Origin of the sequence: Winogradskyella sp. (genome assembly GCF_013213975.1) — a bacterium.
Classification (GTDB): domain Bacteria; phylum Bacteroidota; class Bacteroidia; order Flavobacteriales; family Flavobacteriaceae; genus Winogradskyella.
The window spans coordinates 1-21,236 of record NZ_JABSST010000063.1 but is presented as its reverse complement, the minus strand read 5'-3'; the positions used below and the strand labels follow the sequence as shown (position 1 = coordinate 21,236).

Sequence of the window (21,236 nt, the reverse complement as noted above, 5' to 3'; positions counted from 1 at the left end):
TTATCAGTATTAGAAAATGCTTATCTCTATATTGAAAATGATACTATAATCGAATACGGTGACATGCAGTATTGTGAGGGGTTTGATCCTGAAACGACTATAGATGCTCGTGGTAAAATCGTCTTACCATCATGGTGCGATTCTCATACTCATATCGTTTATGCGGGTGATAGAACTTCTGAATTCGTAGATCGAATTAATGGCCTAAGTTACGCAGAAATTGCAAACCGCGGAGGTGGCATATTAAACTCTGCAAAAACGCTTCAGGAAATCTCTGAAGAGGAACTTTATGAGCAATCCATGACAAGAATGGACGAGCTTATACGAATGGGAACTGGTGCTTTTGAAATCAAAACAGGTTATGGATTGACTCTCGATGCTGAATTGAAAATGTTACGTGTAATAAAGCGGATAAAACAAGAAAGTTTGGCTAAGATAACACCGACCCTTTTAGCGGCTCACGCCATTCCTGAGGATTTTCGAGACAGAAAAGAAGATTATATTAAATACATTACAGACGAGCTAATTCCAGAAGCAGCTAAACTAAATATTGCCCATTATATTGATGTATTTTGTGAAGAGGGTTATTTTGAGCTCAATGACACTGAGGCGATTTTAAAAGCTGGACAAGCTTATAAGTTTAGACCTAAAATTCATGTTAATCAATTCAATATTCTTGGTGGAGTAGCACTAGGAGTTAAGTATAATGCACTATCTGTAGATCATCTTGAAGAACTTAATACGGCGGACATTGAGGCTTTAAAAGGAAAGGAGACTATTCCTGTGGCGCTGCCTGGTTGCTCATACTTTTTAAGTATTCCTTACACTCCAGCAAGAACACTTATTGATGCTGGATTACCATTAGCGATTGCAAGCGATTATAATCCAGGATCTGCACCAAGTGGTAATATGAATTTTATTGTGAGTGCGGCTTGTGTTAAACTAAAAATGACACCTGAAGAGGCCATTAATGCTGCGACCATTAATGGTGCTTATGCAATGGGAATAAGCAACATGTATGGCAGTATTACCCGTGGAAAAAAGGCCAATGTAATAATTACCAAACCACTAGATAATTATAGCCAAATTCCATATGCCTTTGCCCATAATCCGGTAGAACAAGTTATTATTAATGGCCAATTAAAGGATATAAAAAATCCGGAAGAACACTTCCGGATTTAAGCTATTAATCAATCATTATTTCAACCTATCTCAGTATAAACTCTGAAGAAGATATCATCTCTTTATCGTTAAACACGTTAACTTTGTAGCTTCCTTTTTCAAAATTAGAATCATCTAACTGGGAGATGTACTCACAAATGTTAAGATTTCGATTTTCATAGTTAAAACGGCTTATTACACTATAATTAAGAACTTGATCTTCAAATTGCACTTGATCATTAGAGCCTAAAACATTATTCTTTGGATCAATCACTTGTACGTATAATTCCTTATCACCTGCCTCTGTCAGTGTGTTTTTTGCAACTGTGAAACAGATTTTTATTTTATCACTTCGTCTTGCACGCTCTGTTGGAATTTGCTTGCCACTGCTTCTCTCAATAACACCCATACCAACTAAACCAACAGTTTGTAATGCTGCTGCATCCTCTACAACATCTGCTAATTCTGTATTTTGAACCAATAAAGAATCTGTAAATACAGTACGTTCTGCCAGTTGTGTTTGCGTACTGTCTAATGATGTCGCTAAGTACTCATTTTCAACTTTAAGACGGTCATTTTCAACTAACAATTCGTCCATCTCTTCTTGTAAGGCTAAAAACTTCTTTTTATATCTCCATAAGCTGTTTACACTGTTTTGAGATACTTTTAATGAATCCATTAAGCCTTGTATACGTTCTCTTGCCTCAATTAAATCCTGATCCTTAATTTCACTTGCAGCAATAGCTTCGTCATATTGCTTTGCCATGTTATTAAGATCATTCATAACCTCTTGTTTCTGACCAACAAGTTCTTGTTCCCTTTCTTTTCCTTCAGTGTAATACTTGGACGCAATAAACGCTGAACCTAGAAAAAGTACCAAAAGGATTCCTAATCCAATCTTTAGTCCAGTATTTGATTTTTGTGAACTTTCCATAAAGTTTTGTGTTTTAAGTTATTTGCTAATTCTTGTTTCTTAAAATAAAAATTTAAAGTTAAGTAATTAAATAAAGCTGTATTTTTAATTTCATCTTTATTACACGTCCAAATGGAAAATCTCGTATTATTTACTTCAAAAGCTCGCGATACTCTTTTAAAGCCTCGTAAAGGAGAATCAAAATTTGGAGAACATATTCAGCTATTACCTCACCTCATTAACATATACGATGATATCATTGATTTAGACGTCGACTATGTTTTGTTTGGCATAAAAGAAGACATTGGAATCTATGCCAATCATGGCAATATAGGTGCTCACAAAGCTTGGGACACTGTAATAAAAGTTTTGTTAAATATTCAAAGTAATCGATTTACTAAAGCTGAACGTGTTCTAGTATTAGGACATTTAGATTATACGCATATCAATGCAGTTACTAACGAAGAGCACAGTAAAAAATCAATAGCAAAAGCCAGAACTATTGTTGAAGATATTGATAAAGATGTAGCTTACCTAGTGTCTAGTATTGTTAAGGCAGGAAAAAAACCCATTATTATTGGTGGTGGTCATAATAACGCTTATGGAAATATGAAAGGCCTATCCTTAGCAAAAAATGACAAAGTGAATGTTGTTAATTTTGATGCTCATACGGACTTTAGACCAGAAGAAGGAAGGCATAGTGGTAATGGATTTAGTTATGCCTATGCTGAAGGATTTTTAAAAAATTATTTCATTTTTGGAATTCACGAAGACTATACCTCTGAAAAGTTATATAAAACTCTAAAAAAAATTAAGCATATTAAATACAATACTTATGAGGCTATAGAGATCCGCAACGAGCTAAATTTTAGACCTGAATTAGATATAGCCCTAAATCATATTTCTAATAAACCATTTGGAATTGAAATAGACTGTGATGCCATTGAGTATATTCCTAGTAGTGCTCAAACACCAAGTGGATTTTCAATTAAACAGGCAAGACAGTTTATTCACCATTTTGGTAAACACCCAAATGCAAGTTACCTGCATATTTGCGAAGCAGCACCAAAAAAGAAAACCGAAACCTTAGTTGGTAAGCTTATAAGTTATATAATAACCGATTTTTTAAGAGCTCGTGGACATTAAAATAATTCCATATGATATTGAATATACCAAAGCCTTTTATACCTTAAATATTGAATGGTTAAAATCATTTTTCTATGTAGAGCCATTTGACGAAGAGGTTTTAAGTCAACCTGAAAAGTACATTATTGATAAAGGTGGTTATATCTTCTTTGTACTAAAAAACACCAAAATTGTTGGAACAGTAGCACTAATGCCAACACATGAACACGGCATTTTAGAACTTACTAAAATGGCTGTTTTGCCAGAAATGCGTGGTCAAAAAATTGGTCAACGGTTATTACAACACTGCATCGATTTTGGGAAACAGAAAAAACTCGACGCACTTCTACTCTATTCTAATACCAAATTAGAAAATGCCATTCACCTATACCGAAAATATGGATTTAAGGAGTTAGAACTCGAAAAGAATAGCCCTTATAAGCGTTCCGATATAAAAATGCTCTTAAAGTTTACAACTTAAAATGACTTTTTAAGTAGTCAAAGGCACCTTTAATATCTGTAAAAATATGCTCTTTAGAAATTAAATCTGGTACGATATCAATGGATACCAGCTTATCCTTAGGTTGTTCTTGTAGCGCAGTTAATACTACTTGAATGCCTCGTTTCTCTAGATCTAGTACCGCATTCTCGAGTGCATATAATCCTGATTGATCTATGTATGGTACCCGATCCATACGGATGATGAGTGCTTTTATGTCTTCAGGAATATTCGCAATCTCGTCTTGAAAATGAGATGTAAATCCAAAAAATAATGGTCCATAAAGGTGTTTGATGTACACCTTATCCTTAAACGCTTCGTAAAATTCAACTTCATCTTGCCAAGGCTTTTCACCATCAAAACCAGCAATAGTACCAACTTCCATTCCTTTTTCACCAATATCACTAGCGCGCTTCATAAATAATAACGATGCTAATAACAATCCAATACCAACAGCTTGAATTAAGCTTCCAAATGTTGTAATCAGTAAAACAATAATTAAGACTACAGCATCTGCCCTAGGCACTACCAATAAATGCTTCAACCCTTTTACATCCACAATTTTAAATGCAATTGGTATTAGCAAACCTGCTAATACACAAAGAGGGATATGTGCGGCCAGAGTTCCTAACCCTAATAATACAGCTAATAAAAATAACCCATGAGTAGCACCAGAAAGTCGCGTTCGACCACCTGAGTTAATATTAATTACAGTACCTTTTGTAGCACCAGCACCTGGAATACCACCAAAAATTGATGCGATAGCATTTCCAATACCTTGACCAATTAATTCTCTATTACTATTATGCTTTGTTTTGGTCATATTATCCGCTATAACCGACGTTAAAAGTGAATCAATAGAGCCCAATACTGCCAAGACTAAAGCATATTCTGCAACTAAGCTATAAGCACTTGCATCAATTGAGAACAATCCATCAATTTGCAAAGCAGGCAAACCCGATGGGATTTCGCCAATAACAGGCACGTCCCATTTCAAGAAAAAACAAGCTAAGGAGGCCACAATTAACGCTACTAATGCACTAGGTATTGCTTTAGTGATATACGGAAATAGATAATAAATCAAAACGGTAAGTCCACCTAGGACTAGTGCCTGCCAATTAAAATCAGAAAATAAACGTGGAAGATCTTGAATAACCAACCAAGTCGATTTTTCCGAACTCAAACCAACAAAAGGGAATAGCTGTAAGATTACAATAATAAGTCCTACCCCACTCATAAAACCAGAGACCACAGGATAAGGAAAATATTTGACGTAACCTGCTATGTTTATGAGTCCAAAAATAATTTGAAAAATTCCTCCGAGAAGAAATGTTACGATAATAATAGGCATTGCGCTTTCTAGACTTCCAGTAATTTCAATTGCTGAAGTAACTAAAGCTGCAGAAACTACAGTCATTGGTCCTGTTGGACCACTAGCCTGTGTCGTTGTGCCACCAAAAATAGCAGCAAAAATACCTACCGCAATGGCACCATAAAGACCTGCTGTTGCACCGAGACCTGACTGAACTCCAAATGCTAAAGCCAATGGTAAGGCCACAACACCAGCAACTAATCCGCCTGTTAAATCACCCTTTAAATATTTAAAATCGTAAAATTTTGAACTCATAGTTTAGTTTTGTATTTGATAGTTATAAAGATAGAACAACGGTACTAGAATCTAAAAAAGTAAAGCTTAAAATGATCAATTATGATAATTCCGATTTTTGATTTCAATGTGCTCAGGAACTAAATAATCTTCAATTGTACGCTCTTTATTTCCAAATTGCTTATGCTTAAAACTTATAACTAATAATGTATCTGAAAGTGTAGAAATTTTAAAAAACTTATAGTCGTTTTCTTGGTTGAGTAAGGTTTTTACTTTTTCACCTTTAATCTTAATGTAAGCTCCATTATCATTGGTATAAAACGACCAATTTGCCTCCATAGAATCACCACAATTTTTGTTGAGAGCATTATTATCAGAGGTAGTGCCATCATTGCTATAACTTACTCTATATGACAAAAAGCAATCACCCATATTCATGCGATGGCCATCATTATAACGTTTAGCCAGCTTCCATGTTTTAGTTGAATCGTTAGTAAGTAAGCTCCTTGCATTTTCAGGAAGTTCAAAGCTGTCAGATGCGCAAGAGGTCATTAAAACTAATATGAAAGCAGCATAAATAATTCTCATAGTTAATTTAGTTTCCAGTTGCTTTTAAAGCATCTATTTGACGTTGTAACGAATCAATCTTTAGTGCTTTCAATTCCTCCTTATTAGGAATTACATTTAAGGAATCCTTCTGAGACTCAATTAAATCTTTATCCTTTTGCTGTACTTGATAATAATAACCAATACCTTCACTTGCTCTCCATGCTTCATTTAATTGACCGTAAACGGTTTTATCCCAAGTACTCGGATGTTTTACATCAATCCAAATCACATCTCTGTACTCACTATCAATTAGAACTAAATCTGGTGTTGCAGAACCATCAAATTGCTGTGCATTGCGTTCACTTATAGAAGAAATTGTTCCCAAAAAGAACATACGTTTACGACCAGCAATCTCTTTTATATAAGGTCTAAATTCTACAGGTGTACTCGCTTTCCAATCGTATTCTTTACGAGATTCTTTTACCTTAAGTGGCATAGCAGAAACACCTGCATATCCTTGTTTTTTAATGGCATGATCGTAATAATATAACTTATCCGTGCCATCAGCAGGTACAAATACACTATAGCTTAAGCTCGTTCTTTCTTCACCTACAGGCTCTAATCCAAACCAATGGTATAAGCCGCTATAGGCATCTGAATTACTACCTGAAAAATCAAAATCAGTTACATAAGGTTGTTGATTTTGGTCTTTTGGCATTAATGGTATTTTAACTGCCGTCTCCATATTCCAAGGCAGAGGGTCACTAAATCCACCTAAAAACTTTAACGATTCCGCTTGTAACTGTGATACGGATTCTGCAAGCGTATTCTGCTTTGTTAAAAATTTGTAATTATCAATATCTTCAGGACCAACAAAGGTTCCTTTACCTATGGCAACACGCTCTAAATAATCATTAAAATCATGCTCACCACTTTCTATAATCATTACACCACCGAAGGTTGGATAAGGGAAAAAGAAGCCTTTCCATTGTATTAAACTCACAACCTGTACCCAATCTCCATCATCATTTTTCATGTAAAAGGTATCGCTTGGCTCATAATTAAATAACATCCATGGATTGAAACGTTGCACTACGGCATTATATGTGTTTCGACTAAACTTTAAAGACTCACCAATTGAAAAGGTAACTCCTATTCTATTTTCATTAGAAAATCTTGGAAATGGCGTAGTGCTGCTTACAGAAAATACCTCTTCTGTATTGTCAGTAACTTGTTGCATAACGTACTTTTCACTCGGCTGAATGGCCATCGTCCACTTATTCTCCGTCCCAATTCTAACTAAATGCGGTAATGAAACATCCTTGGTCTCACCAACACTTTCATTAGCCATAGAGAAGATATTACGCAGTGGTTGTATGCGCTCATTTTGTGTAAATGGTAATTCATCGATTTCGACTTTGTTCAGGTTATTAAACACATTATAGGTCTTCATATAGTCGTATAAACCTTGATTCCAACCTAAGAAGTACAATAACCCAAAGAAGACTAATAGTATACCTAAGATTCCTAAACGACCACCTGTACTGGCTGTTTTTCTGAATTTCCGTAATCCTAAAATTAATACCAGCAAGCTTATAAGAATAATAAAAATATACTTTCTAATAAATAATAACAGAGGTTGATAATCATCTCTAAAGAAGAACAGTAGGATGAGGAGTAATAACCCTATAAAAATGGTAATTCGTTTTTGTTTTGCTCCTTTATTCCAATATGATTTTATCATGGCATTTTTTTGTCGATCTGAATGAATTCAGAACTTGAATTAATTTTCTAATGGTTCTATGAGTTTCTGATGTAACTTCAGGATGATCCCCTAAATTACATAAGACCCTTATCTTTTAAACGCTCACGTGCAGACTTCTTTTCAACTTCTGGTTCAGGATCACTCTTTGGCTCTTCCTTCGTTTCTTCAACGACTTTTGCATCTTTAGTTTTAAGATCTTCAATTACTCCTTTTCCTTTTTCTACAACATCACCGACAATATCACTGATAGAATCGCTTTGTTCTTCAACCACCTCTGTGGTTTTAATAATGAAATTTGCTAAATAAGTTCCTATTAAAGCACCAACTGCGAAAGATGAAAATGCAGAGATTCCGTTATAGCTAGAAAAAACGGCTAACGGTGTCAAAAATTCAACAATTAAAGCAGCAATCATCACAAGGGCTACCACAAAAATAAAACGCGGTAAAAAGGCTTGTTTATAAACAAACCCCTTAGGATTATCTGGACTCATTTGAAGTTCTTTGCTATTCATCATCTTATTTAAAAAACGATATGCGCCATTACCATTAGACTCTCTCCAATACAAGAAAATACCAAATAAAATAGCTGCGATAAAGATTACTAGTTCTAAGCCCATGTCATAATTTTTATAGTTCTTATAAAGTTAGTCTAAAATTCTTAAATATTGTTACTAATGGTCTCAATGACCCAGTCTTGAAAGGAATCATCCCATTGTTCATAATTTTTATAAAATTGCTCTTTATCATACCAATACAAGAACAATATATCTTTTGGTGCAATGTTAATAAGCAACTTATGAATTAAATCACGATGTTCTGCTGATAAAGAGGAATGCGGTTGATGCAACGCAAAATACATAGACTGATCTACCATATCTTCCAATTTAAACGCATTACTACGTTCTAGCTTTTCCAAATACAGTTCTACACCCATAACGCGCTTTCGAGATTTCAAATCAATCTTATTCAAATAACTTTTAAATAAGGATTTACTGTTTAATATCTCTCTTATTGGATGCTGAGATTCTTTAAGATTTAGGTATAACTCAAACTTTTTAATACGCTCGTAGTTCGGTGTCTTAACCATATACTCCAAATCACATTCAATAATGATATGATTTTTCAATTTTTCAACCAATTCCGGTTGTTCAATATGGTAAATTAGCACATCATGAATTGTATCTTTAATAGCCTCCTTGTAATAGTCTTTACTTTCAAAAACTACGATAGTTTTTATAAAATCTCGAAGTAAATAAACACCATCAAAAGCACGTGTATAAAAGGATCCTGTAGAAAAGTGTAAAGAATGAAGCTTTAAATCTCTATGTCTTAGATCGCCATATGTCCTTGCAGAATCTAATAATTCTTGGTGAATATTTTCGTCAATGAAATTATTACCAGCATTGAATTTATCAACCAATCGAAGTTGTTCCTTTTGCTTGTCTTCGAGGTTATCAATAAGTCTAAAGGTAATACTTACATCGTCATATTTTAGAATATCTAAAGGTTCATAGAACACATCAATATCCTGATCAAAGTCTATACAAATTGCAGAATCTCTAGTAATATCATTAATCTTCCTACCGTGAGTTCTAAATATATGTTGCATCATTTCGCGGTCGAACGAATGAAAAGGCAGATACACTGGTTTACCTTTTTGCAATGGAGAAATAATAATCCCATGAGGATTTGCATCTCCATGATTGAGATAGTGGACATCTTTCATTTCTTCTGCCACCTCAGGACTCCAGCCTACACCATCAACAGAAAAAAATTTTAACTTAGTTTCTTTAAAACCTAGTGTTTTTAGGCATCTATTATACCGTTCAACCAGTTTACCACTTACTGGAATAAGTTCACTTCTATATAAATTTGCCTCTTTTAATTTTTGCATTATAACAACTTATTAATTTGAGCGTATTGTATCAAAATAATGGTTTTCATATCCACAATCTCACCACTGACTATCATCTTCAAAGCATCACTAAATGGCAATTCTAAAACTTCAATATCTTCAGTTTCACTTTCAACACCCCCACCTTCGCTAACTTTCATTTCTGCTGAATATTCAGCAACAAAAAAGTGCAAAATTTCAGTAACCGAACCCGGTGAGGAATATGCTTCTAACACTTTGGTTACTTCAGATATTCTATACCCAGTTTCCTCTTCAGCTTCTTTTCTTATACAATCTTCTGGGTTATCGTCATCTAGCAAACCGGCACAAGCCTCTACCATGAATCCATCGTTGTTGCCGTTTATATAGGTTGGCATACGAAATTGCTTGGTCAGAACTACAGTCCCTTTATCTTTATTATAAAGCAAAATGGCAGCACCATTGCCTCTGTCATAACACTCGCGTTGTTGCTCAATCCACTTTCCGCTGTTTAGTTTAAAATCATAGGTAAACTTGTTCAGCGTGTACCAATTATCTGATAGTAACTTTTTTCTAATATTTTTTAAATAGTCATTAGCCATTTAGTTATTTATAGAATATTACGAGTCACCAAATTTTTTACGGGCCTCAGTTTCAATATTTAACTGAGTAACTCTAGCATCGACTTTACGCTTAAAATCAGTATCTGCAATAGTTGCTACATTATCAAGGTAGCGAACTACTTCTTGTCTTCTAATATCGCTAAAGTCTAAACCTTTCATATTCAAACGCATAAGTTCCTGAAGCATGCCAAATTTAGTCTCATAGTCTTTTTTAAAATAAATTTCAGGATTCTCAAACCAATCATCTTCTAGATCAAAATCAGTTAGTCTTAAGGATACTGCCTTTTGAATATTTCTAACATCTCTCGATGAAAAGAATGGGAAAATCTTTTGTATCTCAGTGTATAAATGTGCATAAAACATATGCTCATTATCGTTATATTTTTCCGATACCTTATCAAAAGTTTCTAATACACGATCTTCTGTAGGCTTATCAACTTTATCTAGTATTTCTCCTAAATTTTTAGCCACTTTTTGAGCATCTAAATACTCGTAATTATCAGGATTAGACATATTTATAAAGTTAGGTATAGTATCTTCTAACTTTCTCCACCACAAGTAATCCTGATCTACAAAATCTTTTTCGTTTCGAGCACCATCAATTTTAAATCTGCCTTGAACACGCGATATCACTGCTTTGTCAAGCATTTCTGGAAGGTTGGTAAATAAACCAATAGAACTATTACCATAATTTACCGCATAAGCTCCTTCAGTATATCTTAAGAATACTCCAATTACCTCTTTTACACCAGCAGAAACGCCTTGAGTTGTGCGCTCTTGTAGATTATTCTCAGCATCATCAATTGGTGCAAAAATAAGTCGTGTTGGGTCCTGAAGCGGTTTCATCCATTCTACCATTTTTTCTGCAGAGCCACCCTGAAACGTTGAAATTAAAGTATCTGGCATTGGATGAAATAAAAATGGTAGGTCTAAATTTTCACTATGTGCTTTTAATCGTGTTGCAATAGCTGCAATGAGCATACTTTTACCTGTACCAGGAATACCATAGCCCATAAACACAGGCATAAATCCTCCTAATTCTTGAAAAGGATTCTTCTTGGCGTCAAAATCGTAACTCATTAAACGTTCTGTTAGACGTCGTGCAAAATGCTTAGCATCTTTATTACCTACAATTTGTTCGAATTGAATTTTATTAAATTCTACACTAGCAACCGTTCCTGTAAACACATTTTCCCAACCTGAAACTGCAAACTCCGACTTCTCTAATTTATAGGTTCTATCCTCTATAGTTTCCGTGTATTCAAGACTACTTTTACGTAGCTGAATCTCATCTATCAAAGCTTCGAAATAGACGACTGTAAAATCAATAACATCCTTATCTGTCTTTATAATATCTGGATGTCCAAGATATTTATCATAGTAAAACAATTGGCAAGAAATTCCCTTGAGTGGTGACATTAAGGACACCTCTGGAATTCCAGCAAACTTTTGTTTCATAACCGTTAAATCATCTGACGCATGCGGTTTTAAGTCATGAAGAATCTTATAGGCGGTTGAAAATAACATATAAGCCGTTGCTGTTTGCATTTTACTCTCATATTCGCGCTTTCCTGCATTATCTAATGCAGATCTATTTTCATGCAGTGTTGAGAGGCCTGAAGCATCGTAATAACTGTCTTTACACCAAAGTCCTAAGGTGATTCCTTCTTGAACACCAAATAAAGCATGATTTAAATAAATTGGTATTGCAACAGATTCTGGTAATAAGCGTTTTTTTAATGCTAAAATGGTTTTAGAAACTGAAGTCACTGAAGCACTACTGCCATTGTTAGCTCTGGATAGATATAATAAAATAGATTCATCTTTACCATTATTGTCTCTATTCTTGGCACGTTGACTCTGTTCCCACTGAATAGATTTTAAATAGGACGATGCTTCATCACGAAGCATATCGAGTTCATTTTGTTTTATTGGGAATGTAGAATTGTGTTCCATTTGTTTTAGTCTTAAGTCTCAGTCTTTGGTTTCAGTAATATTTTTGTAATTATCAATCTATTAATTTAAACGATATCGATACAATTTTGCTGCTTCCTCTATCTCATCGTCGAGATTGGCATCAAATCCAAAACTAAAGACTATCCATTCTTTATCTGGTTTATAAAATTGAAATGTAAATCTTAATGGCTGTCGTTCATATTTGACCAAATAAGACTTAAGTATAAAACTATCAGATAATTTTTTTTCTAATATTTCTTCATATCCATAGTATTTCCCCACGTAATCCTCAGTTAGCGACGCAACTTGCTTTTTTATATTTAAAATGTCGTCGCTAACTTTATTTACCCATTTATTCTTTCCATACAAGTAATCTAATGCTGTAGTTGAATTACTGTCTTTATACTTTTCGAAAAAAGTTATAATAATCTCTTCCGGAGATTCCTGTGTAAATGCTGAGTTACTCATAATTATAGCAACCACAAGAAATAAAAATCTAAATTTCATAATATCTATTTAATGTTTAAATCAGAAACCTGAACAGGAGGAATAGCCAATTTATTCATTGCTTCCGGTGTTTTGTTATGCAATAACTGAATTATTCGATGTGGTGCAAAAATGTAGCGCTGTCTAAAAGAACTCCCCCATTTTTGATAGGTCTTTTTGTTAAAAAAACCACCATCTTTAAATTCACTCAGCGAGCTAAGCTCATCAATTTTTAACGAGACAACATAAGACTCTAATGGTATCGTTTTCTTTGCTATACCATCTAGTATAGCATGTGTTAGCTCATTTTCGTCCTTTGCAAAGACGTTATGAATTGGTCCTAGATCTACACGCCTTACTAACTTTGGCAATACCTTAGGTAAACGCTTATCAATCGCATAAGCCATAGTATCAAGAGCCATTTCTCGGTCTGAAGTGTTCTTTAAAACCGTATATATTTCGTCTTTATTAGAGTATACATCTCGTCCATCATAATCAAAATACAAATAGCAAATAAATGGTCGGTTATGAGTGACGTCATAAAAACTCCAACTCACCAAATATTGCGCGGGCGATCCTTTAGGGGCTTCAATTATTTTACCCTGTACAAACCGATTAAATATGTATTCCTTTTTAGCCGATGTGTAATACACAATAGATGCCGCTTGAAACAACTTTCGTTTAGAAATAGGTTCCTTCTTGCGCATTAAAGTATCTAAGAATTCTTCTTTGAGGTCATCAATATTGGTTAAACGACTTAGAAATTCTTCTCTTAATTCTAAATCATTGAATAAATAGCGAAACTCAAGATAATTTGGAAAACTAGATTCGGTAAGATCAACCTTCATATTCTCCTCATCATCATACATATACTTAACACGCATGGCTTCAATTGAATACAAAAGCAGGTCTGTATACTGCTTAAATAACAGAATCTCTTGTTGGTTAAGGATACGCTTATCTTGAACCGCAGTTATTAACTCTTTTAGCGTAAAGTCTATCATTTTATGATAAAACACATACTGCTCTTTTGAGTCTAAAACTGCAGAATCTAATGGAGTTGTTATCATATTGTCGCTGCAGTTGATTTCTAATGATGATTGTGTGCTCTCTGAACACAATCATTATTAGTTTTTTATCTATTAAGACAATAAATCGTCATCGTTAGCTTCAGGTTTGCCTTCTCCTTCTGGTTCTCCTCCATCTTCAGGAGCGTTAGGATCTGCTTTATAGTACTCATCAAAGATTTCTTTCATATCTATACCATAGCGATCGGCAAAGTTCTTCTGAATCTCTTCGTCTTTTGCTCTAATATCTTTTAAAGCTTCGGCATAACTACCATAAACACCTTGCATCACTTTTTCATGTACTGGTATATTATCCATCATTTCCTGACGCGCCTTAGCACTAGCGGTATGCATTGCTGCTAACGTTTCACCAATATGCTCATCAGTTTTAACACCTAAATGTTCTAAAATCGCTGCAAATTCTTGATCTGTTCTCGCTTTAAGCGCCACCACATAACCATCATAATATTTTAAACGCTCATCCGTATCTGACTTCAATTTAGCGCGATGCGTTTGTAAATTACTGCGTAGCGAGGTTAGCACCTTTATAGTTAGGTTGTGCTTGTGAACAAAGCTATCTTTAGATGCCGCTAAAGTGGTATAGGCATTTTTAAGACCTTCAAGCTCTTCAACTTTTTGTTCGAATTGTGTGACCTTTTCAAGAGCTTCAGAATATTCTGGAGATTGTTTATCTGCAACCTCTTCTAATGCTTGACGCGCTTGCTTCAGTAACGCATATTGCTCTTCTAGTTTAGCTTCAACTTCGTCTTTTTTCTGAAGTGCTTTTGTGTGATTATTACTAGCTTCAACAATAGCTGTCTTTAAACTTTCCTCAACTTCCTTAATTTCTAGTTCTCTGTCCTTAAGTCGCTTAATTGCCGCTTGACTTTTAAATGACAACTCATTTAATAAGGTTTGTACGTCAGCTGTTTCAATACGTTCTTGAAACATAGCCTTAGCTCTGTTGTCTGCACCGTCACGTTGTTTTTGAGCAGAAACAAGCTCTTCCTCAGCTTTTTTAATCTTAGATTTACGTCCCCAGAGATTATTCCACCAAGTATCAGGTTTATTTTTAGCATCTTCTAACTCTACCTTAGCACGCTCTAAACGCTTAACGGCATCATCAATGATTTTTTGTTCTGCGCCATTTAGCGCTGAAAAGCCTTCGAACATAATACCTACTTCATCTTGGTAATCTGTAAGGTCTTTTATGGCATCTAATAGTGTAGATCTGTCTTTTTCAGCCATATCTACTACATTATCCAAAGTAGCATTTAAAATTTTCTGACGACTTTCTGGATCATCTTCTTGAGCCAATTTAGACTTCATTTGGTCTATGGCTTTTCCCCAGTTAACATCTACTTTTTCAGCTTTCTCTTGCGAATTAGTTTCTAATAAATCAAAATCATCAGACATATATTATTTGGTATTATTTAGTTGAACAATTTTTTCGGATAAGCAATTTCGGTAATTTTTTAGGACTATAAAAACTTTATCTTCAAATAATAGGTAGCAAATTTTATAAAAATGTTACAATGTTTTAAAAGACGGAAATTGTTGAATATCTTTATAAAAACTCAACTCATGAAACTCATACAATTCTTACCAGTTTTACTAGTAGTACTTGTTCTAACCGGCTGTAAACAGGAAAAATCAAATAAAGATTTGGCTAGTGCCAAGCAATTAGCACAAAATGAAGATAACGTTAGAGTAATACCCATAAAACACGGGACCTTAATTTTAGAAACGAGTAATGAAGTTATATATATTGATCCAACTGGTGGTTCTGAGGCTTTTGCTAACCAAAACAAACCAACTTTAGTGCTAATAACAGACATTCATGGCGATCATTTGAGCAAGTCTACCCTTGAAGCGCTCAATTTAAGTAATACAACAATAGTAGGACCAAAAGCTGTTACAGATAAAATTCCAAGCACCTTAAGTAAAACTATTGCAACTATTAATAATGGTGATCAGTACAAGCATAATGCCATAACTATTGAGGCCATTCCGATGTATAATATAAGAGAAGAGGCTTTAAAATTTCACACAAAAGGGCGAGGAAACGGTTATGTGCTAACAATTAATGAAGAACGCATATATATATCTGGTGATACCGAAGATATTCCCGAGATGCGAAATTTGAATAATATAGACAAGGCTTTTGTTTGTATGAACTTACCATATACAATGACAGTTGAAAGTGCCGCTGATGCTGTTTTAACGTTTAAGCCTAAAACTGTATATCCATACCATTATAGAGGCACTAATGGACTTAGCGATGTTGGATTATTTAAAAAATTAATCAATGAAAAGGATAAGGATATTCAAGTACGCTTACTTGATTGGTATTAGCACCCTTTTTATTACAATTTTGAATTGTTAACAACTTGTATATTACTGCTTTTCAGCAGAAAAAAAATGCGTTATACCGATATTTTTAATCTTTTAAACGATAAAACATTCACTTTAAAAAGGATAAATTATTTAAAATAAGGTAATTACATTAGTTTTTTTTCTATATTTACGTCATAGATCCCAAATCTTAATCTTAAATCATGCTTATATATCCGATTAATAAGGCATTAATAGTAACTACAACGCAACTCACAATGATATTAATTGCTGTCGCATCTATTTTTCTTGTTTTTATAATTATTGCAATTATTAAAATGTATAAGCTCAAGGCCGAAAATCGAAAATTAATGAATACCAATGCCTTTAAAGATTATGAGGCTACTGATAAAGAATTTACGGGACACTTATACGGTGACAATTAAATAAAATAAAAAGTCAATAAAAAAAGCCAGTTTATAAACTGGCTTTTTTTATTGTTATCTATCTCACAAGTTTTTTATACTTGATCCGTTTAGGCATAATATCACCTCCTAAACGTTTCTTTTTGTTTTCTTCATAATCACTAAATCCTCCTTCGAAGAAATAAACTTGAGAATTTCCTTCAAAGGCAAGAATATGTGTACAAATACGATCTAAAAACCATCTGTCGTGACTAATAACAACAGCACAGCCAGCAAAATTCTCTAACCCTTCCTCTAAAGCTCTTAATGTATTAACATCTAAATCATTAGTAGGCTCATCTAGAAGTAATACGTTACCTTCTTCTTTGAGAGTCATAGCTAAATGCAATCGATTACGCTCACCACCAGAAAGCAATTTAACTTTTTTGTTTTGTTCACTTCCAGAAAAATTAAATCGACTTAAATAAGCTCTAGAATTAACCTGCCTTCCTCCCATCATAACAAGTTCTTGCTCATCACTAAAATTTTGCCAGATTGACTTTTCAGGATCTATGTTAGCATGCTTTTGATCCACATAGGCTAATTTGGCGGTATCCCCCACTTTAAACTCGCCTTTATCAGGTGATTCCTCACCCATAATCATTCTAAAAATTGTAGTCTTACCGGCACCGTTAGGTCCAATAACACCTACAATGCCTGCTTGAGGTAAACTAAAGTTAAGATTATCGTAGAGTAATTTGTCATCATAGCCTTTAGCAACTCCAATAGCATCAATGACATTAGTTCCTAATCGAGGGCCATTAGGGATGTATATTTCTAACTTCTCGTCAAGCTGCTTTTGGTCTTGACTCATAAGCTTATCATAGTTCTTAAGACGTGCTTTTTGCTTGGTTTGTCGGCCTTTAGCACCTTGCCTTACCCATTCAAGCTCTCGTTCTAAAGTTTTTTGACGTTTAGAGGCAGACTTACTCTCTTGTGCTAATCGTTTTGATTTCTGATCTAACCATGAGGAATAATTACCCTTCCATGGAATACCTTCTCCTCTATCTAATTCTAATATCCAACCTGCAACATTATCTAGAAAATATCTATCGTGTGTCACAGCTATCACAGTACCTTTGTATTGTGCTAAATGATGCTCTAACCAATGTACAGATTCAGCATCTAAATGGTTGGTAGGTTCATCTAGTAGTAAGATATCTGGTTCTTGAAGCAATAAGCGACATAAGGCCACTCTGCGTCGTTCACCTCCTGACAATACACCAATTTTTTTATCACCATCAGGTGTACGCAATGCATCCATTGCAATCTCTAATTTGGTGTCAAGTTCCCAGGCATTTGAAGCATCGATCTGATCTTGTAATTCCGCCTGGCGATTCATGAGTTTCTCCATTTTATCTGGGTCACTATAAACCTCCTCTAATCCAAATTGTTCATTAATGGAATTGTATTCATCTAAAATTGCTACAGTTTCTGCTGCACCCTCTCTAACAATTTCCATTACCGTTTTCTCATCATCTAACTGAGGCTCTTGCTCTAAGTAACCTAATGTATAACCTTGTTTAAAAATAACATCACCTTGATAGTTTTTATCAATTCCAGCAATGATTTTTAGTAAGGTAGACTTACCGGAACCATTAAGACCAAGAATCCCAATTTTAGCTCCGTAGAAAAAGCTGAGATAAATATTTTTTAAAACCGGAGTATTAGCAGATTGAAAGGTCTTGGTAACACCCGACATTGAGAATATGATTTGCTTATCGTCACTCATGATTAAACACGTCCTTTTAAAGCATTAAACACCCAAGCTATTGCAAAAAATCCAATGCCAACTGAGGCAAAACCCCAACCAGCAACATCATCATAACGAAAAGCACCTAATGCGATGAGTCCAAGTCCGACAATTATCATGATAAACGTGGCCCATGCAAGAACTGTATTTTTGTTCATTGCCATAGTAATTTATTTAATTTTATTAGTTAGTTGAAATACAAATATCGTGAAATAAACTAAAAAAGCACCTTATAAATGGAATGCTTTTAAAGGATAGTCTAACTGATATAAAACTAATTCATAGGAACTTCTACAATCACCAAATCAGAATCTGATTTCGATGAAATAGATACTTTATCGCTATCAAAAACACCAATAGCGTCTCGTCTTAACAACTCATTATTTTCAACATCAATCGCACCTTCAACTACGAAAATATAAATTCCATTGTTTTTAGACTTCAAGTCTATATTAAGACTTTTCCCTTCATCTAAGGACGCTCTGTAAATATAAGCTTGCTGACTTATGGGTAGTGCCTTTCCTTCTAATTTATCCTTTGGAGCAACAACTGTTTGTAATTGATTGGTTTTGCCCTCATTAGAAAACTTACGTTGTTCATAATTAGGCTTAACGTTGATATCTTCTGGAATAATCCAAAGTTGCAAGAAATTTACCTCTTTTAATTTGCTATCATTAAATTCTGAGTGTGTCAATCCGGTTCCTGCACTCATAGCTTGAACTTCACCAACTTCTATAGCACGCTTATTTCCCATACTATCTTTATGTGATAAAGCACCTTTTAAGGGAATAGAAATTATTTCCATGTTTTGATGCGGATGTGTACCAAAACCCATTTTTGGTTGCACCAAGTCATCGTTTAGAACTCGTAACATCCCAAAATTCATACGTTCAGGATTATGATATCCTGCAAAACTGAATGAGTGATATGATTTTAACCAGCCATGATCTGCGTAGCCTCTAGAATCTGCTTTGTGAAATATTGTTTTCATTGCTTAATGTTTTTTGTTTTTATTATTAATTAACTGGAAGAAAGCCCATTTTACCCATTTGGTAGTCGCGCATTGCCTCCAAAAGTTCTGTTTGTGTATTCATAACATAAGGTCCATAAGTAGCTACTTCCTCGTTTATTGGCTCTCCTGATAAAAAAAGTAACAGACTATTTTCTATTGCCTCGAGCTTAAACCCTTCACCGTTCTGATAAAATTGAATAAGTTGGTTACCATCAACTTCAAGGATAGATTCGTTGTTTATTTTAACCTTACCCTTGAGTAAATACAACATACCTTGATGTGTGTTTTTATAACTGAAATCTTGAACTCCATTAGTATTAGCTTTAATGACAAAAGCATTAACTGGTGTTTGTGTTGCAATACGACCATGAATATCATTTAACTGACCAGCAATTATCTGCGACGTAATTTTACCATCTGAAGAAGAAACAACCCTGAATTCATCACATTTGACATGTTGGTGACACGGTTGAGACATCTTCTTTTCAGATGGTAAATTCAACCATAATTGTATACCTTCGATAACTCCACCCTTTTGAACAAAACCCTTAGTTGGTCCTTCAGAATGTACGATGCCTCTTCCTGCGGTAGTCCATTGTACATCACCTTCCTTGACGACACTTTCATTGCCTAAAGAGTCTCTATGCAATTGCTCACCTTGTATTAAAAATGTGATTGGTTCGAAACCTCTGTGCGGATGAGGCCCTAAATCAAACGGATTATTTGCAGCGCTGATTTCATAAGGTCCATAATGATGCAAAAGAATAAAAGGGGCTATCAAATCTATGGATTGTGTTGGCAAGGGTTGTCTTAATCTTACAGGTCCCATGTTTACGAAATCACTTCTACCTATATGTTTTATTGTGTTTGTTTTCATTTTAAATGCCTTTCATTTAATTTATTTTCCATGGAAAATAAGTGACTAAAAAAATGCTTTAACGCATTTTATCTAAAAGATTACTTAACTGCTCTGCCTCTTCTTCAGACAAGTTTTTAAGCAATTCTTTATTTAGCGTGTTTGGTATGGACTCTAAAAGGGCTTTACCTTCATTTGTTATTACAATTTTCACAACACGCCTATCATGCTCTGAAGGTAAACGTTCGATAAAATTTTTCGCACAAAGTTTATCCATTAAACGTGTGGCATTTGGCGATCGCTCTAACATTCTATCTTTTATGGTTTGCACTTTAAGAGGTTCGCCTGCACCACGTAATATCCTCAGGATATTATACTGTTGTGGACTAATACCAAATCCTTTAAAGAATTCATTCTGGCAACTACTAATCCAATTAGCAGTATAAATAATATTAAGTAAGGCTTTTACTCTATTATTTTTGAATTTTGAATTAATATCCTTTGCTAAATCACCCATATTAAAATTTACGCCGCTATATTTATTTCACTTTTATAAATTCTACCGCAACAACTGGACACAAAAGAAGCATCTTTATCTAATTATCGTTTGTGCAATGCAACGCAGCTTTGTCTATTTCATAATTAAGACCTTGTCCTTTTATGGAGCCATCAACTTCAATATGGTCTACAATTATTTTATCCTCACCAGTGTGGCTGTAAGTCATAAGACCAAATTTTCCTTCGAGTTCGTAAAAAAAACTCTACTTTATTACCGTTGTCGTTCTACTGTATTTCCATAATCTCTATAAACTCTCCTCTAATTGCTTAACCTCTTCTAATAAAGCATTGTTTAAAGTTTCATTGGTCAATTTTCCATCAGAAAAATTATCACTGAAAGATGGTAAACTAAAACTACCCACGATATTTCCTCCCATATATCCAAATCTTCCTTTTGCAATTTCCAGAACAGTTGCACCACCTCTTCCACCTGGCGATGCTGCCATCAATAGCATTGGTTTATCTCTCCACAATTTATTGTCAATTCTTGACATCCAATCAAATAAATTTTTAAATACTGTTGCATAAGCTCCATTATGCTCTGCTAATGATAGTACAATACCATCTGAAGCTTTAATTATATTCAAAAATTTATGAGCATTGTCCGGAATACCGTGTTCTAATTCTCTGTCAATC

At 34.4% G+C, this 21,236-nt stretch carries 23 protein-coding genes; 5 read left to right on the top strand and 18 right to left on the bottom strand.

Annotated elements, in window-relative coordinates:
• Positions 1–1,182: imidazolonepropionase (hutI, locus tag HRU49_RS10630; protein WP_296356973.1), on the top strand; the 1,182-nt coding region annotated here is incomplete at its 5' end.
• Positions 1,183–1,207: 25 nt separating this feature from the next.
• Here hutI and HRU49_RS10625 read toward each other — a convergent pair.
• On the bottom strand, positions 1,208–2,095 hold the full coding sequence (locus HRU49_RS10625; protein ID WP_296356971.1) for a chromosome partitioning protein ParA: 888 nt from the start codon (positions 2,093–2,095) through the stop codon (positions 1,208–1,210).
• Positions 2,096–2,206: 111 nt separating this feature from the next.
• On the opposite strand from HRU49_RS10625, the gene HRU49_RS10620 reads away from it, so the two are divergent.
• Both HRU49_RS10620 and HRU49_RS10615 read left to right on the top strand, forming a co-directional pair.
• A complete protein-coding gene (locus HRU49_RS10620; RefSeq protein ID WP_296356968.1) occupies positions 2,207–3,220 on the top strand; it encodes a formimidoylglutamase in 1,014 nt (337 codons plus the stop codon).
• Positions 3,210–3,680, top strand: coding sequence for a GNAT family N-acetyltransferase (locus tag HRU49_RS10615; protein ID WP_296356965.1), 471 nt, complete (start codon positions 3,210–3,212; stop codon positions 3,678–3,680). Before HRU49_RS10620 ends, HRU49_RS10615 begins: the two co-directional genes overlap by 11 nt.
• Here HRU49_RS10615 and HRU49_RS10610 read toward each other — a convergent pair.
• The 10 genes from HRU49_RS10610 to HRU49_RS10565 form a co-directional block, all read right to left on the bottom strand.
• Positions 3,670–5,325 (bottom strand): SulP family inorganic anion transporter, encoded by a 1,656-nt coding sequence (locus tag HRU49_RS10610; RefSeq protein WP_296356964.1) that lies wholly within the window; start codon positions 5,323–5,325, stop codon positions 3,670–3,672. The genes HRU49_RS10615 and HRU49_RS10610 overlap by 11 nt on opposite strands.
• A gap of 75 nt (positions 5,326–5,400) precedes the next feature.
• Positions 5,401–5,892, bottom strand: coding sequence for a lipocalin family protein (locus HRU49_RS10605; protein ID WP_296356959.1), 492 nt, complete (start codon positions 5,890–5,892; stop codon positions 5,401–5,403).
• Between the two features lie 7 nt (positions 5,893–5,899).
• The gene (locus HRU49_RS10600; protein ID WP_296356957.1) at positions 5,900–7,597 is read right to left on the bottom strand and encodes a hypothetical protein; all 1,698 of its coding nucleotides are present in this window, start codon (positions 7,595–7,597) and stop codon (positions 5,900–5,902) included.
• Positions 7,598–7,692: 95 nt separating this feature from the next.
• Complete coding sequence (locus tag HRU49_RS10595) at positions 7,693–8,235, bottom strand: hypothetical protein (protein WP_296356955.1); 543 nt, start codon at positions 8,233–8,235, stop codon at positions 7,693–7,695.
• A gap of 41 nt (positions 8,236–8,276) precedes the next feature.
• A complete protein-coding gene (locus HRU49_RS10590; protein WP_296356954.1) occupies positions 8,277–9,512 on the bottom strand; it encodes a DUF6638 family protein in 1,236 nt (411 codons plus the stop codon).
• Entirely contained in the window at positions 9,512–10,093 is a 582-nt protein-coding gene (gene nudK / locus HRU49_RS10585; protein ID WP_296356952.1) for a GDP-mannose pyrophosphatase NudK, read from the bottom strand. The genes HRU49_RS10590 and nudK overlap by 1 nt, the downstream gene beginning before the upstream one ends.
• Positions 10,094–10,111: 18 nt before the next feature.
• Positions 10,112–12,070, bottom strand: coding sequence for an AAA family ATPase (locus HRU49_RS10580; protein ID WP_296356950.1), 1,959 nt, complete (start codon positions 12,068–12,070; stop codon positions 10,112–10,114).
• 60 nt (positions 12,071–12,130) lie between these two features.
• Complete coding sequence (locus tag HRU49_RS10575; protein WP_296356948.1) at positions 12,131–12,577, bottom strand: hypothetical protein; 447 nt, start codon at positions 12,575–12,577, stop codon at positions 12,131–12,133.
• 5 nt (positions 12,578–12,582) lie between these two features.
• A complete protein-coding gene (locus tag HRU49_RS10570) occupies positions 12,583–13,626 on the bottom strand; it encodes a hypothetical protein (RefSeq protein ID WP_296356946.1) in 1,044 nt (347 codons plus the stop codon).
• A gap of 72 nt (positions 13,627–13,698) precedes the next feature.
• Positions 13,699–15,039 carry a microtubule-binding protein gene (locus HRU49_RS10565; RefSeq protein ID WP_296356944.1) on the bottom strand — a complete coding sequence of 447 codons (1,341 nt, stop codon included), beginning with the start codon at positions 15,037–15,039 and terminating at the stop codon, positions 13,699–13,701.
• Positions 15,040–15,207: 168 nt separating this feature from the next.
• Between HRU49_RS10565 and HRU49_RS10560 the strand changes: the two genes are divergently transcribed.
• On the top strand, positions 15,208–15,978 hold the full coding sequence (locus HRU49_RS10560; protein WP_296356942.1) for an MBL fold metallo-hydrolase: 771 nt from the start codon (positions 15,208–15,210) through the stop codon (positions 15,976–15,978).
• 203 nt (positions 15,979–16,181) lie between these two features.
• Positions 16,182–16,403, top strand: a complete 222-nt coding sequence (locus tag HRU49_RS10555) for a hypothetical protein (RefSeq protein WP_296356939.1) — start codon at positions 16,182–16,184, stop codon at positions 16,401–16,403.
• A 58-nt stretch (positions 16,404–16,461) separates the two neighbouring features.
• Here the strand turns inward: HRU49_RS10555 and ettA are convergent, their stop codons facing one another.
• The 7 genes from ettA to HRU49_RS10520 form a co-directional block, all read right to left on the bottom strand.
• Entirely contained in the window at positions 16,462–18,153 is a 1,692-nt protein-coding gene (ettA, locus tag HRU49_RS10550) for an energy-dependent translational throttle protein EttA (RefSeq protein ID WP_296356937.1), read from the bottom strand.
• 2 nt (positions 18,154–18,155) lie between these two features.
• Positions 18,156–18,338 (bottom strand): CAL67264 family membrane protein, encoded by a 183-nt coding sequence (locus HRU49_RS10545; protein ID WP_296356934.1) that lies wholly within the window; start codon positions 18,336–18,338, stop codon positions 18,156–18,158.
• 110 nt (positions 18,339–18,448) lie between these two features.
• Entirely contained in the window at positions 18,449–19,165 is a 717-nt protein-coding gene (locus HRU49_RS10540; protein ID WP_296356932.1) for a pirin family protein, read from the bottom strand.
• 25 nt (positions 19,166–19,190) lie between these two features.
• The gene (locus HRU49_RS10535) at positions 19,191–20,063 is read right to left on the bottom strand and encodes a pirin family protein (protein ID WP_296356930.1); all 873 of its coding nucleotides are present in this window, start codon (positions 20,061–20,063) and stop codon (positions 19,191–19,193) included.
• A 58-nt stretch (positions 20,064–20,121) separates the two neighbouring features.
• Positions 20,122–20,559 carry a MarR family transcriptional regulator gene (locus HRU49_RS10530; protein WP_296356928.1) on the bottom strand — a complete coding sequence of 146 codons (438 nt, stop codon included), beginning with the start codon at positions 20,557–20,559 and terminating at the stop codon, positions 20,122–20,124.
• A gap of 79 nt (positions 20,560–20,638) precedes the next feature.
• Positions 20,639–20,767: a hypothetical protein gene (locus HRU49_RS10525; protein ID WP_296356926.1), complete on the bottom strand. Its 129-nt coding sequence runs from the start codon at positions 20,765–20,767 to the stop codon at positions 20,639–20,641.
• Between the two features lie 78 nt (positions 20,768–20,845).
• Positions 20,846–21,236 (bottom strand): NAD(P)H-dependent oxidoreductase (locus HRU49_RS10520; RefSeq protein ID WP_296356924.1); only part of this gene is annotated, 391 nt, incomplete at its 5' end.

Coding starts and splice junctions, on each gene's coding strand:
- HRU49_RS10525 (WP_296356926.1), bottom strand. CDS start 20,767: ATGACTTACAGCCACACTGGTGAGGATAAAATAATTGTAGACCATATT.
- HRU49_RS10610 (WP_296356964.1), bottom strand. CDS start 5,325: ATGAGTTCAAAATTTTACGATTTTAAATATTTAAAGGGTGATTTAACA.
- HRU49_RS10600 (WP_296356957.1), bottom strand. CDS start 7,597: ATGATAAAATCATATTGGAATAAAGGAGCAAAACAAAAACGAATTACC.
- HRU49_RS10570 (WP_296356946.1), bottom strand. CDS start 13,626: ATGATAACAACTCCATTAGATTCTGCAGTTTTAGACTCAAAAGAGCAG.
- ettA (WP_296356937.1), bottom strand. CDS start 18,153: ATGAGTGACGATAAGCAAATCATATTCTCAATGTCGGGTGTTACCAAG.
- HRU49_RS10555 (WP_296356939.1), top strand. CDS start 16,182: ATGCTTATATATCCGATTAATAAGGCATTAATAGTAACTACAACGCAA.
- HRU49_RS10605 (WP_296356959.1), bottom strand. CDS start 5,892: ATGAGAATTATTTATGCTGCTTTCATATTAGTTTTAATGACCTCTTGC.
- HRU49_RS10575 (WP_296356948.1), bottom strand. CDS start 12,577: ATGAAATTTAGATTTTTATTTCTTGTGGTTGCTATAATTATGAGTAAC.
- nudK (WP_296356952.1), bottom strand. CDS start 10,093: ATGGCTAATGACTATTTAAAAAATATTAGAAAAAAGTTACTATCAGAT.
- HRU49_RS10565 (WP_296356944.1), bottom strand. CDS start 15,039: ATGTCTGATGATTTTGATTTATTAGAAACTAATTCGCAAGAGAAAGCT.
- HRU49_RS10580 (WP_296356950.1), bottom strand. CDS start 12,070: ATGGAACACAATTCTACATTCCCAATAAAACAAAATGAACTCGATATG.
- HRU49_RS10530 (WP_296356928.1), bottom strand. CDS start 20,559: ATGGGTGATTTAGCAAAGGATATTAATTCAAAATTCAAAAATAATAGA.
- HRU49_RS10620 (WP_296356968.1), top strand. CDS start 2,207: ATGGAAAATCTCGTATTATTTACTTCAAAAGCTCGCGATACTCTTTTA.
- HRU49_RS10560 (WP_296356942.1), top strand. CDS start 15,208: ATGAAACTCATACAATTCTTACCAGTTTTACTAGTAGTACTTGTTCTA.
- HRU49_RS10535 (WP_296356930.1), bottom strand. CDS start 20,063: ATGAAAACAAACACAATAAAACATATAGGTAGAAGTGATTTCGTAAAC.
- HRU49_RS10545 (WP_296356934.1), bottom strand. CDS start 18,338: ATGGCAATGAACAAAAATACAGTTCTTGCATGGGCCACGTTTATCATG.
- HRU49_RS10595 (WP_296356955.1), bottom strand. CDS start 8,235: ATGGGCTTAGAACTAGTAATCTTTATCGCAGCTATTTTATTTGGTATT.
- HRU49_RS10540 (WP_296356932.1), bottom strand. CDS start 19,165: ATGAAAACAATATTTCACAAAGCAGATTCTAGAGGCTACGCAGATCAT.
- HRU49_RS10590 (WP_296356954.1), bottom strand. CDS start 9,512: ATGCAAAAATTAAAAGAGGCAAATTTATATAGAAGTGAACTTATTCCA.
- HRU49_RS10625 (WP_296356971.1), bottom strand. CDS start 2,095: ATGGAAAGTTCACAAAAATCAAATACTGGACTAAAGATTGGATTAGGA.